This window comes from Aquabacterium sp. (assembly GCF_029946005.1).
Classification (GTDB): domain Bacteria; phylum Pseudomonadota; class Gammaproteobacteria; order Burkholderiales; family Burkholderiaceae_C; genus Aquabacterium.
The window spans coordinates 253610-266514 of the sequence record NZ_JAQSDR010000015.1 but is presented as its reverse complement, the minus strand read 5'-3'; the positions used below and the strand labels follow the sequence as shown (position 1 = coordinate 266514).

The following is a 12905-nucleotide window of genomic DNA, read 5'->3' as shown; positions in this document are numbered from 1 at the left end:
GTCAATGACCGGGGTGGAAGGTGGCGTCCACGCGCTGGCGGGCCCAGCGCCACCCCTGGGCCACCGGGGGCGACCAGCCCTGGTCGAAGCGCACCCAGGCGCGTTCGCCCAGGCGTTCGGCCGGGGCGGCCTGGTCCAGGCGCACGTCCATCAGCACGATGGGGCGCGTGGTGTTCAGGTGGTGCTCGTCCTGTGGATCGGTCTGGATCTCGCCGCCTTGTTGCTCGCTCAGGGCCGCGCTGGGCAACTGGCGGGTGGCGCCCACGGCATCGCGTACCAGGGTGCCTGGCTCGGCGCGCTGTCCTTGGCTGCTCAGGCGCACCGACACCTTGCCCAGGTGCTGGCGCAATGGCACGGCGTCGGCTTCGCGCACGGCCACGCGCACGGTGAGGGGATGCTGGGTCAGCACATGGCCCAACAGGTCGCCTCGGCGCAGGTAGCGGCCAGGCAGGTCGTGTTCGTTGGGCAGCACCAGGCGGCCCGCGCTCAGGGCCCGCACGTGCAGGTGCGCGATCTGTTCGTCCAGGCGGGCCACCTCGGCCTGCAGGCGTTGCAACTCGTCTTGGGCCTTGCCGGATTGGGCAGCGTCCTGGCCGATGCCCATGCCGTTGAACTGGTCCTGCTCGGCCTGCGTGACCTGCGCGGCCAGCCGTTCGCGCTGGGCCAGCAACTTGGCGTTGTGCAAGGTGACCAGCAGGTCACCCGGCTTGACGGTGTCGCCATCGGCGTGGTGAACGGCCTGGATCAAGCCATCGACCTCGGTGCGCACCAGGGCCTGGTCGGGCGCCCAGACCACGCCGCGCACCACGAGGCGGTCGGGCCAGGGCAGGAGCAGCGCCAGCAGGGGCACCAGCAGCAATGCCGCGCGTCGCAGGGCCGCAGCGCGCTCCTGGCGTGGGCGCCACAGCACCGCTTGCCAGGCGATGCGACCCCAAGACCAGGCGGGTTTGATCACACCCAACAGCAATGCCAGCGCCGCGCCCAGCCAGCCCAACACGCTGGACACGCCGCCAATCCACACCACCAGGGTGCCCCACAGCAGCATCTGGTAGACCCAGGCCAGCGGCGAATAGGCGACAAGCCACGGCCGCTCGCCGGGCGCGGGTTGTGGATGCCCGTCCTGTTGGGCGGCGTCGGCTTGCGGCGTGAGCCAGCGTTGGCCCTGGGCCTGCCACCATTGCTTGCTGCGCGAGCCCAGGTTGGGCAGGTGCAGCGCGTCGGTCATGACGTGGTAGCCGTCCAGCCTTTGCAAAGGGTTGGCGTTGAACAGCAAGGTGGACACGCAGGCGATGAACCACACCACGAAGCCCGCGTCGTGCAGCAGGCCGTCGGTGGTGCTGAACCAGAGCCCTAAACCGAGGGCGGCCATGGCCAGTTCGGCCATGATGCCGGCGGCGCTGACCAGCATGCGTTGCCAAGCATGGCGAAACGCGTTGGCGGCCGAGGCGTCGACATAAGGCACGGGCATCAGCATCAACAGCGTGATGCCCGCCTCGCGCACCTGCCCGCCCCAGCGGCGCACGGCCAAGGCATGGGCAGCCTCGTGGATGGCCTTGATGAAGGGGTACAGCACCAGCGACAAGGCCAGGTGCTTTGGGGTTTGCATCCAGGTGGTCGCATGCGCTTGCAGCGCGCTGCCCTGCATGAACAAGCCGGTCAGTAGGCCCAGCATCAGCAGGCTCCATGCCAACAGGCCGGGCACCGAGAACACCGCGCGCGCCACAGGCTCGGCCCGGTCCAACCAGCGGCTGGGGTTGCCCAGCGGGATGCGCCAGGCCATCAGGGATGACTTGCTGTTGGTGCCTGGGTCATCGGTGTTCGGGGCTGGTGTCCAGGTCGGTGTCGACGATGCCACCGCGCCAAAGTCCGGCGTGCCGTCGAACTCCACCAGGTGCTGCTTTTGCAGTTGCCGCAGCACGGCGACGATGTCGTCTTGCGTGGGCGGCTCGGCGTGGCTGTCCAGCCAAGGCCACAGCTCTTGCAGCGCATGCCTCCCGTCGAATCGGGCGGCGATGCGGTAGGCCGAGGCGTTGAGTCGGCAGGCCTGGCCGGTGTCGTCGTCGCGCAGCACCTGCCAGCGTTGACCGCGCACCCATTGGCCTTCTACGCTGACGCGTGGGCGCAGCCTGGGGCGCAATGCCGCCACGCGGTGCCAGTCCGGGCTGGACAAGGGGCTGTGCGGCAGCATGGGTGTCAGCCCCACCAGGACCACAGGCCCAGCCGTGCGCGCTCCAGCAAGGGGCGCACCAGCGTCCACAACCAGGGGCGCTGGCCGACCACCAACTTGGCTTGGCCCATCAGGCCAGGGCGCACTTCGGGCGGCACCGGGCCGGTGAACTCGGCCTGCACATCGAACACATTGCGGCCCTCGTGGGCCTGGGCCAGCGGGGTGATGCGCACCACGCGCAGGTCCAGCGTGTCCCAAGGCAAGGCGGACAAAGCCAGCGCCCCGGTTTGACCCGCGTGCACCTTGCCCACATCGGTTTCATCGACCTCGATGATCACTCGGTATTGCCGCGTGCTGGCCACCGTCAGCAGGGCATCGCCTTGCCGCACCGGCGCGCCAATCGACTGACTCAGGTCACCCTGGATCACCACGCCATCGAAGGGCGCGTTCAACTGCGAGCGCTGCAACTGCTCGTCGACCAAAGCGAGTTGGGCCTGTGCTTCCTGCACCTTGGCCAAGCTCATGGCCGCGTCGGCGCGGTCGGCCCGGGTCATGGCGCCCGCGTAGCTGTTCTCGTGCTGGGCCATCTGGCTGGCCCACTTGTCGCGCTCCAGTTTCAGGTCCTGCTCGGCCAGGTCGGCCAGCACCTGGCCCGCCTTGACCCGGTCGCCGGGGTGCACGTGGGTGGCCTTGATGAAGCCATCGCTGGGGGCCACCAGCACGCGCTGTTCAGCACCCTCGATGCGGCCACGGCCCCCGATGCGGTCAGGCAGGGGGACCAGGGCCAGCACCGCCAGCGCCAGTCCGGCCAGCGTCAAACCGCGCCGCCGCCATGGGTGTTCATGGTTTTTCAGGTCCCGCCAGCGCCGCAGAATCGCTTGGCGCCCATGCCAATGCCAGGGGCGCTGTGCCTGGCGCTGCCAGGCCAGCAATGGGGCGCACTGCGCCACCGTGTCTTCGATGAACTGCTGCATGCCGGGCGTGACGGGCGGCTGGCCCCGCGACCATTCCAGGCCCAGCGCACCAGTGGGCGTGGCGCCAGCGGGCAAGGGCACGCTCAGCACCGCGCAGTCCAGGCGCTGCGCCAGGGTGCGGTGCGCCAGCGTTACCCACTGGTCGTGGTCGGGCAGGATCGGCGGCCAACTCAAGGTGACGCCCTGGTCGATGGCCTCGTCCAACGCCGCGCCTCGTTGCGTGGGCAGCAAAGCGGCGGTGTCGGGCGCCTCGGGGCTGGTCCACTGGGCCTCGCCTGTCACCGCGTGTCCACGGTGCCACCAGGCCAGGCAGGCGCGGCTGGCACCCACTTGCGTGGCCAGGGTGGCGAGCAGCAGCAAGGCCCCTTCTCGGGCGCTGCTGGCGGCGGCCAACTCGGCCAGCAAAACCGGGTTGGTGGGCGCCAAAGGCGGGCGGGAGGACACCGTCGGCTTCCTTGTGGGTGACAACAAGGCCGAATCATTCAACGTTCGGTGCGCGCGCGATCGTTGAATAAGACAGGGGCAGTGTGGCTTGACCCCCCGTTTGAATCCCCTCAATCAAGTGGTTTGGTATTTCAAATTGAGACAAGGTGTGACAAAATTTTTCAAACGGTTCAGGGTTTGTGCCAAATCCTTGGAGCCCTTCCAGATGTATTAAATCGCAAGAGGCACACATGCAGTATTCCATCGCGTCACCGTCACGGATTCCGAAGGATGATGAGTTAGACGAGCAAGGCGGGGCCAACAACAGCCTGCCATTTGTGATGAAGCTCGTCAGAACTGAGGAGCAACTGCAAAAAGTGTGTGAATTAAGGTCGGCGGCCTATGGGCACCATTTACCCCACATGGCCGACAACATGCTGGTTCCAGATGCCCTGGACAAATCACCTGGCACGGTGATTTTCCTGGCGGAAGATAAAATCACGGGCGAGGCCATTGGCACCGCTCGCCTGCAGAGCAACACGCACCAGCCCCTGCTGCTGGAGGGCAGCGTGGATATTCCCCCTGATTTGAAAAAACAGGCCTTGACAGAAATCACCAGGTTTTCGGTCAGGCCGGGTTATAACCAGTTCACCACCCGCCAGGCCTTGATCAAGGCCTGTTATCTGTATTGTTGCGCCATGCAGTTGCCATTCATTCTGATCGGGGCCCGCCGACCGCTTGACCGAATTTATGAGGCATTGGGTTATGTGGATATCTTTGGGGATGGCCGGAAAATCCCCTTGAAGCATGCCGGTGGCATCGAACACAAGGTGTTGAAGTTCGACGTCTATGGGGCGGAAAGAAACTGGCACGCCAAGCAGCACCCGCTGTATGGTTTCATGTTTCAAACCCATCACCCTGATATTCAGGTGTTTTCGGCCGTGAGTTCCGGTTGGGCCCGGCCGCGCCGGGCCGATCAGGCCGCCGCGTTCAAGGACAGGGACGGCGTGGCCAGCGGCAGGTGAGCCAGCAGCACGGACAGCAACTGGTCTTCGCGGAAAGGCTTGGGCAGGTGCGCGTCCATGCCCGCGCCCAAACAGCGTTCGCTGTCCTCAGCCAGGGCGCTGGCGGTCAGGGCCACCACGGGGGTGCGCGCCAAGCCGCGTGACTGCTCGTCGGCCCGGATCTGGCGCGTGGCCTCGAAGCCGTCCATGGCCGGCATCTGGCAATCCATCAAGACCAGGTCAGGACGCGGGTGGTTGCCGCACATGCGGTGCACCACTTCCAGGCCGTCCGGCACGTGTTCCACCGTCAGGCCGTGGCGGAGCAGCAGGGCCTCCACCACCATGGCGTTGACCTCGTTGTCTTCGGCCAGCAGCACGTGCCCGTGCAAGGCCACGGGTGTTCGGCTGGCGTCCAGCGGCGCAGGCGCCGTGCTGTCGTAACGCCGGGGCGCCGGGGCCTGTGCCGCGGTGTGAGCGGGCAAGGGCAAGGTGACCTCGAAACTGGATCCCTGGCCCTGCACGCTGGAGCAAGTGATCTCACCTTGCATCGCCCGGCAGATCTCGCGCGAGATGGTCAAACCCAAGCCAGTGCCGCCAAAACGTCGGCCCAGCGAGTTGTCCACCTGGTGAAACGGGTCGAAGATGCTGGCCAGGTCCGCAGGTGCGATGCCGATGCCCGAGTCCGACACGCGCATCACCACGGGCGCGTGCTGGCCGTCCTGGCTCACCACCCGGTGGGCGCTCAAGCGAATCTGGCCGCGCTCGGTGAACTTCACCGCGTTGCCAATCAGGTTCAGTAAAATCTGGCGCACGCGCGCGGCATCGCCGACCACGTAACAAGGGCGCGGCAACTGAACTTGCGTCAGCAGCGTCAGGCCCTTGCCCGAGGCCGTCACCGAGGTCAGGGCCACCAAATCGTCCAGCACATCGCTCAGGTCAAAAGCCTGGTTTTCCACCGACAGGTGCCCGGCCTCAATGCGCGAAAAATCCAGGATGTCATTGATGATGGACAGCAGGTGTTCGCCCGAGCGTTCCACCAGCCCCAGGCGTTTGCGGTTTTCCAGGTCCAGGTCGGCCGACTGGATCATCCGCGTCAGGCCCAGGATGCCGTGCAGCGGGGTGCGCAATTCGTGGCTCATGGTGGCCACAAATTGGCTTTTCATGGCATTTTGGCGTTCGGCCAATTGCAGGGCGGTTTCGCGGTCGTGGGCAATTCGGTCGGTCACAAAACGCAGGCGGATCAATTCGACGATGTGTTTCTGGCCGCGCCAAGCCACCGACAGCAAACAAGTCAGAAACACCAGCAGGCCCGCACCCGTGTACAAACTCAGGGGATCCTGTCGATTTAGAAAGACCAAGGCCGCAGGCAGCACCATTGGCACGCAATAAGCGGCGTTATTGACCCAATTGGAATGAAGCGTGAAAGTGGCCAAAGTGGCCACGCCCGCCAAACCCACGCCAATCAGGGTGGAGGTCAGCAAATCGTTGGCCGGGGTGAGCCAGATGCCGGCCAAACCCCAGATGAAGCCATCAATGAGCATCAAGCCCAGCGTGGCCCGCTGCCAGTTTTGAGAAGCCGGTGCGCCACGGTATTTGTGCCACTCCTGCTGAATGATGCGTGGAATCGCGATGCCTATTTTCAGGCCCAGCCACCAATGAACCAGTGAATTGGCCACCTGATGGTGGAAAAACAGCGTGGTCAGCACGGCAAACAGCGTCGCCGCCACCGTGGCTGGCGTCGCCATCGCCATCATCATTCGGAACTGTTCCGCTTTGATTTTCGAGCGGAGTTCCGGATCCAGTTCCAGGAAAGATTTGGGCATGGACATGCGGTTCATAGCGTTACAGCTCACCACGAACAATGAATATGTGAAACACAGCGAGAAAGCTGTGCATTCAGATCCATTCTGACAAGTATTCGTGACAATTGTTGCACTGAGTGAAAAACCCCAACGCATTTTGAGCCCGCTTTTGCCCCGCGTCAAACACCTTGCGTGCAGGCTTTGTGTCCGTCACCTTCACCTGGGGGGCGCGTTTGTCCGGCCACATCAGTAGAATCACCTCAGTCGTGCGGCGGGCTCAGGTCTTGCCGCGCTTTGCATTTCCATCATTCATCCGACTTTTCTGGGGGTTCACATGCCACTCGTTTCCATGCGCCAACTGCTGGACCATGCCGCCGAAAATGGCTATGGCATTCCGGCTTTCAACGTCAACAACCTGGAACAAGTGCAGGCCGTGATGTCAGCCGCCGACGAAATTGGCGCGCCGGTCATCCTGCAAGCCAGCGCGGGCGCCCGCAAGTACGCCGGTGAATCCTTCATCAAGCACCTGATCCAGGCGGCAGTTGAAACCTACCCCCACATCCCCTTGGTGATGCACCAGGATCACGGCCAGTCGCCCGCGATCTGCCAGGGCGCCATTGACCTGGGCTTTGGCTCGGTGATGATGGACGGCTCGCTGCGTGAAGACGGCAAGACCCCGGCCGACTTCGCCTACAACGTCGACGTGACCCGCCGTGTCGTGCAACTGGCCCACAAGGTCGGCGTGACGGTGGAAGGCGAGCTGGGCTGCCTGGGTAACCTCGAAACCGGTGAAGCCGGCGAAGAAGACGGCATCGGTGCCGATTGCAAGCTGGACCACAGCCAGATGCTGACCGACCCGGAAGAAGCCGCCATCTTTGTGCGCGAAACACAGCTCGACGCCCTGGCGATTGCCATCGGCACCAGCCATGGCGCCTACAAGTTCTCGCGCAAGCCCACGGGCGACATCCTGGCCATCTCGCGCGTGAAAGAGATCCACAAGCGCATTCCCAACACCCACCTGGTGATGCACGGCTCCTCGTCGGTGCCCTCCGAACTGCTGGCCATCATCAACCAGTACGGCGGCAAGATGAAGGAAACCTACGGCGTGCCCGTTGAGGAAATCCAGGAAGCCATCAAGTTCGGCGTGCGCAAGATCAACATCGACACCGACATTCGCCTGGCCATGACCGCCGCCGTGCGCAAGTTCCTGTTCGAGAACCCCGACAAGTTCGACGCCCGCGAGTGGCTCAAGCCCGCCCGCGAAGCCGCCAAGCAAATCTGCAAGCAACGCTACATGGAGTTCGGTTGCGAAGGGCAGGGCGGCAAGATCAAGGCCGTCTCCCTGGTGGACATTGCCGCGCAATACGCCAACGGCAAGCTGGCGCAAGTGGTGGCCTGATCGATATCCCGCACCAGCGCGGCGCTTTACAGCGCGGCTGGCGCAAGAAGCCGACACCAGCGTTAAGCTTGGGGTCGGCTTTTTTCTTTGGAGAACCACCCCATGCTCAAGCTTCACGGCTTTTCCTTGTCCAACTACTACAACAAGGTCAAGCTGGCCCTGCTTGAGAAAGGGCTGCCCTTCGAGGAGGTGCTGGTGCGCACCAAGGATGCACCGGTCGACAAGCTGATGTCGCCCCTGGGCAAGGTGCCCTACCTGCAGACCGAGCACGGCCACCTGTGCGAGAGCCAGGTGATCATGGACTACATCGAGGCGAGTCATCCCACGCCAGCCCTGGTGCCCGCCGATCCCTGGCTGGCCGCCAAGCACCGCGAGATCAACACCTTCCTGGAGTTGCACGTTGAGTTGTGCGCGCGCCAGCTTTACCCGCAGGCCTTTTTTGGCGGCACCTTGTCCGACAAGTTCGTGGCGAGGGTCAAGGACGACCTGGTAAAGAACCTGGCCGCCTTCAAGCAACTGGCCGTGTTTGGCCCCTACGTGGCGGGCGACACCTTCTCGGCCGTGGATTGCGCTGCCTACGTGCACCTGCCCCTGGCGGGCTTGGCCACCAAGCTGGTTTGTGGCGAAGACCTGGTCGTGGCTGCGGGCATCGACTGGAAAACCTACGTCAAGTTGATCGAACAGCGCCCCACCGCCCAGAAGGTGGCCGCAGACCGCAAAGCCGACCAGGCGCGCGCGTTGGCGGCCACGAAAGCCGCCCCGGGGCTCTGAGCGATGCCGATGTTTCATCGTTTCAGCGCCTTGGCAATTTTGGCCATCATCAATGGCGCCGCCATGGCCCAGTCGCTCGCGCCCATCGCCCCGGTTGCCCCTCCGCCACCCAACGTCAAGCTCGATCACTGGCGTTGGGAGTTGGGCTTGGGCGCCAGCGTGTCTTCGGGCAACACCGAGTCATCCAGCGCCACGGTCAACGCCGACGGTGCGCGCCTCAGCGCCCATGGCAAGTGGACGGTGAACGGTCGCCTGCTGTACGCCAAGGATGCCAAAGGCACCACGGCCGAGCAGGTGGCCGCTGACAGCCGTTACGACCACAACGTGACCCCGCTGGTCTTCCTGTTTGGCCAGGTGGGCGGCCTGCGGGACCGGCCCGCCAATCTCGACTTGCGCGTCACGGCGGGCGGTGGCGCTGGTTACCACGTGATCGAAACGCCAGAAACCATTTTTGACGTGACCATGGGTCTGGGCTACGCGCAAGACCGCTACACCCGGCCCACCCTGGTGAACGACCAGGTCCGCACGTCGCTGGGGCGGGTGGAAATGTTGCTGGGTGAAAACTCCAGCCACCGCCTGACCGACAACACCACGTTCAAGCAGCAACTGTCGCTGTCGCCCGCGCTGGACAGCAGTGGCCTGCGGGCCGAGTGGAAGGCCGGTCTGGCCGTGGCCATGACCGCCAAGCTGAAGCTGTCCGTCAACGCCAGCATGCGCTACAACAGCGATCCGGGCACCGGCTTGAAAAAAACCGACACCCTGGTGGTGACCGGCGTGCAATTGACCTTGGATTGAAGACCTTGGATTGAGCGGCACAATCTGGGCTGGGGCCGCGCGCCCCGATCCGTTTTGACGATGACGATGAAAGCCGACCGCCGATGACCTCCGCCCTGCACACCTCTGCCCTGCAATCCCTGCCTTTGCTTGCCCGTGGCAAGGTGCGCGACAACTACTCGGTGGGCGAAGGCCGCATCCTGATGGTGGCCTCCGACCGCATCAGCGCCTTCGACGTCATCATGGGCGAGCCCATTCCCGGCAAGGGCGCTTTGCTCACGCAAATGGCCCTGTTCTGGTTCGAGCTGCTGAAAGACATCGTGCCCAACCACCTGACGGGCGACGAGCCGGTCAGTGCCGTGTCTGCCACCGAGCGCGCCCAGGTGGAAGGCCGCTCCATGCTGGTCAAGAAGCTCAAGCCTTTGCCCGTGGAGGCCGTGGTGCGCGGCTACCTGGCGGGTAGCGGCTGGAAGGAATACCAGCACAACGGCGAAGTCTGCGGCGTGAAGTTGCCTGCGGGTCTGAAGAACGCCAGCAAACTGCCCGAGCCCATCTTCACGCCCGCCACCAAGGCCGAGATGGGTGATCACGACGAGAACATCAGCTTCGACAAGATGGTCGAGATCATTGGTGTGGACCTGGCCGAGCGCGTGCGCGACGTCTCGATCCAGCTGTACAAGGCCGCCGCCGACTACGCGCTGACCAAGGGCATCATCATCGCCGACACCAAGTTCGAGTTCGGCCTGGACGAGCAGGGCACGCTGACCCTGATGGACGAGGTGCTCACGCCCGATTCCTCGCGCTTCTGGCCCTCGGAGGGCTACGAGGCGGCTTTCAAGGCTGGCGCCAACCCGCCCAGTTACGACAAGCAGTTTTTGCGCGATTGGCTGGAGCAGGCCACGGTGAATGGCCAGCCCTGGGACAAGACCGTGCCCTCGCCTGCGTTGCCCGTCGATGTGATCGAGCACACGGCGGCGAAGTACCGCGAAGCCTTGACCCGATTGACGGGGGCCTGACCAAGGAGGGTTGTGCTCGGCCTGAGGTCGGCCAGCAAATTGCTTATCCCATGGCTGGCATGGATGGGCGAGTGAGTCTCGCGGCGGCGGCTACGCTGTCAAATCCCGCCTGTAGACTCGTCGAATCAATCATGTTTGACCAACCGCATCTGAGCATCATGACCCATGCACGCGCAGGATTAGCCTTCTCCATTTTTCATGGGCAACCACTGAGGGCCAGAATCCTGCCCCTGATGCATTGGGTATTTCTGGCATGGATCGCGCTGATTTCGCCCGCATGGGCAGAGCAGTCTCTGACGGAGGCCTGGGCCGAATACCGACTGGAAGATGCCAAAGTTGACGTCGTGATCCGGAAGTCCGGCAACACGGCTGAGGCGCAGCAAATGAGGGCCAGAATCCTGCCCAGGTACCGAGAGCTGTCTCGCCAGCTGAATGCACTGCCTTTGGAGGAGCGCCGCGCGGTGGAGCAAGCGGCCGACAAAATTTTCCAGGCGAAGGTGGTTCGCATTTCTGGCAACCCCTATGCGGTTGAGGCCCAGCGCAGGCAGGGCGCTCAGGATGCCGCGGCCAACGTCGCCAAATACGAGGCGGCTGTTGCCCGGGAACAGCAAAGCCGGGATAGCGCTTGGGGAACCCTATTCAAGGCGATTGGGCTGCTGATCGTGGCCCTCATCGCCTGGTGGTGGTTGCGGGCACGCAAAAAGAAAAAAGCCGAGAAAAAGGCCGAGCTGGCCAAGCGCCTGAAATTCACGCAGTGGAAGGCCGAGCACTTGGAGAAGTTTGGCGCCACGGCGGCCGAGCGGGCTGCTCGCATCCAGCAACTGTTCGCGGGCAACCAGGGCACCGTGAGTTACGCCACCTGGTGGGATCCCCCGCCGGAGGCCGGGCTGGGTGTGGCATACGTCGCCTTTTCCATCAACCGCAATCTGGCCGCCATGGAGCCCCCGGCACCGCCAGATGCTGCGTGCCGTCGAGCTGCTCAACAACGCCGTGGATGGCCAACTGCCCTGGTGGGAGTGGGCGCGCTTTGGTCTCATCTGGGGTGAAGGCAAGGCGCACATCGACGAGTACAACTATCTGCTGGGGCCCGACGCGGCGCGCGATGCCCATGCCGCGATCGATTTTTACTGCAGCAAAATGGACGCAAAAACCGAGGCCGTGGTCAACCACGTGCTCAAGGTCATCGGCACACCTGATGCTGACCCACGGCTGGAGGCCGTCAAAGCCGAGTTGCGGCCGATCTTCTTTGAATCCAGCGGCTCGGGCGCAACGTGGCTGAGTGGCGCCGACCTGCAAGCTTCTGGGCCTGACGGGCGCCCGCGCTCGATCTTCCAGCCGCGCAGCGACCAGGCCTTGCGCATCGGCTTGCTGGAAGACGGCACCCCTCTGACCTTCTCGGGCGACGAGTCGCTGATCTCGATCGCGCCGCCAGGATCGGGCAAAACGCAGTGCAACGTGTTCCCCAATTTGCTGACCTGGCGCGGCCCGGCCGTGGTGCTCGACATCTCCGGCGACCTGTACGAGAAGACCAGCAAATGGCGCTCGGAGCATGTCGGCCCCGTGTACAAATTCAGTCCGCTGGAGCCCCAAGGCAGCCACCACTACAACCCGCTGACCTTCGTGCGCAGCGAAGCTGACTACATTTGGGAGGACGCGCGCCTGCTGGCCGACATGATGATCGTGCCCTCTGGTGGGGCCGACCAGTTCTGGGAGAACGAAGCCCGCACGGTGCTGACCGCCGCCATCGCCCACGTCTGCTACGCCAACACGCCGCCCAACCGCCCCATGCACGCGGTGCTGGACATCATGCATGGCGGCCGGGCCTGGGACGAGATGATCATGGGCTTGCGCATGGCGGTGGATGTGCGCGTGATGGTCCAGCACGGGCAGTCGCTGTCGACCATGAATGAGAAGACGCTCAGCAGCGTGATGCAGACGGCGCGGTCCAGCCTGGGCGCGTGGGGTGGTGAGCGCGTCGCCCGCGTCACCGATCGATCAGACTGGAGCCCGCTGGACCTGCGCGATGGCAGCAATCCCACCATCTACATCTACATGCGCCCCAACGAGGTGGATGCCTACCTGTCTCTGATACGGGTGTTCATCGGGCAGCACATCCGCATGCTCACGGGCGGGGCGGTGCCCCCAGCAGACGCCAAGAAAATCCTGTTCATGCTGGACGAATTGCCCCGCCTCAAGAACATGCCGCCCATTGATGAAGCCCTCAACATCGGGCGCAAATACAAGCTGCAGTTGTGGCTGTTTGCGCAGAGCCTGGGGCAGCTTGAAGAGGCCTACAAGAACGGCAAGGGCATGATTGGCAGCTGCGGTGTGCGCATCTACATGAACCCCGGGCTGCAAGATGGCATGGCCGAGAGCCTGTCCGAGCAGATCGGCTACAAACAAGGCGCGCTCGATGGCGTGCGGGGCAAGGTGGTGGAGGCCAGCGCCCTGGCCGGCCCCGATTGGGGTGATTATCAGATCGTGCTGGGCACAGCCAGCAAGCCGGGCAAGGTCAAAAAAGCCTTTGCTTGGCAAGACCCGGAATTGGCCAGCCGCATGGGCAGCCTTTGAGCCG

At 64.1% G+C, this 12905-nt stretch carries 10 protein-coding genes; 7 read left to right on the top strand and 3 right to left on the bottom strand.

Annotated features, from left to right (window positions below; genetic code table 11):
* Position 1: 1 nt before the first annotated feature.
* Entirely contained in the window at positions 2 to 2188 is a 2187-nt protein-coding gene (locus PSV38_RS12530) for a biotin/lipoyl-binding protein (RefSeq protein ID WP_300547883.1), read from the bottom strand.
* Between the two features lie 5 nt (positions 2189 to 2193).
* A complete protein-coding gene (locus tag PSV38_RS12525) occupies positions 2194 to 3585 on the bottom strand; it encodes an efflux RND transporter periplasmic adaptor subunit (RefSeq protein ID WP_300547881.1) in 1392 nt (463 codons plus the stop codon).
* 230 nt (positions 3586 to 3815) lie between these two features.
* On the opposite strand from PSV38_RS12525, the gene PSV38_RS12520 reads away from it, so the two are divergent.
* The gene (locus PSV38_RS12520) at positions 3816 to 4589 is read left to right on the top strand and encodes a hypothetical protein (RefSeq protein WP_300547879.1); all 774 of its coding nucleotides are present in this window, start codon (positions 3816 to 3818) and stop codon (positions 4587 to 4589) included.
* Here the strand turns inward: PSV38_RS12520 and PSV38_RS12515 are convergent.
* A complete protein-coding gene (locus tag PSV38_RS12515; protein WP_300547877.1) occupies positions 4541 to 6397 on the bottom strand; it encodes an ATP-binding protein in 1857 nt (618 codons plus the stop codon). The two genes, PSV38_RS12520 and PSV38_RS12515, sit on opposite strands and share 49 nt — an antisense overlap.
* Before the next feature lie 307 nt (positions 6398 to 6704).
* On the opposite strand from PSV38_RS12515, the gene fba reads away from it, so the two are divergent.
* The 6 genes from fba (at position 6705) to PSV38_RS12485 (ending at position 12901) form a co-directional block, all read left to right on the top strand.
* Positions 6705 to 7769, top strand: coding sequence for a class II fructose-bisphosphate aldolase (gene fba / locus PSV38_RS12510; protein WP_300547875.1), 1065 nt, complete (start codon positions 6705 to 6707; stop codon positions 7767 to 7769).
* 102 nt (positions 7770 to 7871) lie between these two features.
* Entirely contained in the window at positions 7872 to 8540 is a 669-nt protein-coding gene (locus PSV38_RS12505) for a glutathione S-transferase (RefSeq protein WP_300547873.1), read from the top strand.
* Between the two features lie 9 nt (positions 8541 to 8549).
* A complete protein-coding gene (locus PSV38_RS12500; RefSeq protein ID WP_300547872.1) occupies positions 8550 to 9335 on the top strand; it encodes a DUF481 domain-containing protein in 786 nt (261 codons plus the stop codon).
* Between the two features lie 83 nt (positions 9336 to 9418).
* Complete coding sequence (locus PSV38_RS12495) at positions 9419 to 10330, top strand: phosphoribosylaminoimidazolesuccinocarboxamide synthase (RefSeq protein ID WP_300547870.1); 912 nt, start codon at positions 9419 to 9421, stop codon at positions 10328 to 10330.
* 50 nt (positions 10331 to 10380) lie between these two features.
* The gene (locus PSV38_RS12490) at positions 10381 to 11376 is read left to right on the top strand and encodes a hypothetical protein (RefSeq protein WP_300547868.1); all 996 of its coding nucleotides are present in this window, start codon (positions 10381 to 10383) and stop codon (positions 11374 to 11376) included.
* Positions 11288 to 12901: a type IV secretory system conjugative DNA transfer family protein gene (locus PSV38_RS12485; protein WP_300547866.1), complete on the top strand. Its 1614-nt coding sequence runs from the start codon at positions 11288 to 11290 to the stop codon at positions 12899 to 12901. Before PSV38_RS12490 ends, PSV38_RS12485 begins: the two co-directional genes overlap by 89 nt.
* Positions 12902 to 12905: the final 4 nt, after the last annotated feature.

Excerpts from the sequence above, each read along its gene's own strand:
- PSV38_RS12520 (WP_300547879.1), top strand. The coding sequence starts at position 3,816 with ATGCAGTATTCCATCGCGTCACCGTCACGGATTCCGAAGGATGATGAG.
- PSV38_RS12485 (WP_300547866.1), top strand. The coding sequence starts at position 11,288 with ATGCTGCGTGCCGTCGAGCTGCTCAACAACGCCGTGGATGGCCAACTG.
- PSV38_RS12500 (WP_300547872.1), top strand. The coding sequence starts at position 8,550 with ATGTTTCATCGTTTCAGCGCCTTGGCAATTTTGGCCATCATCAATGGC.
- fba (WP_300547875.1), top strand. The coding sequence starts at position 6,705 with ATGCCACTCGTTTCCATGCGCCAACTGCTGGACCATGCCGCCGAAAAT.
- PSV38_RS12490 (WP_300547868.1), top strand. The coding sequence starts at position 10,381 with ATGGCTGGCATGGATGGGCGAGTGAGTCTCGCGGCGGCGGCTACGCTG.
- PSV38_RS12495 (WP_300547870.1), top strand. The coding sequence starts at position 9,419 with ATGACCTCCGCCCTGCACACCTCTGCCCTGCAATCCCTGCCTTTGCTT.
- PSV38_RS12530 (WP_300547883.1), bottom strand. The coding sequence starts at position 2,188 with ATGCTGCCGCACAGCCCCTTGTCCAGCCCGGACTGGCACCGCGTGGCG.
- PSV38_RS12505 (WP_300547873.1), top strand. The coding sequence starts at position 7,872 with ATGCTCAAGCTTCACGGCTTTTCCTTGTCCAACTACTACAACAAGGTC.
- PSV38_RS12515 (WP_300547877.1), bottom strand. The coding sequence starts at position 6,397 with ATGTCCATGCCCAAATCTTTCCTGGAACTGGATCCGGAACTCCGCTCG.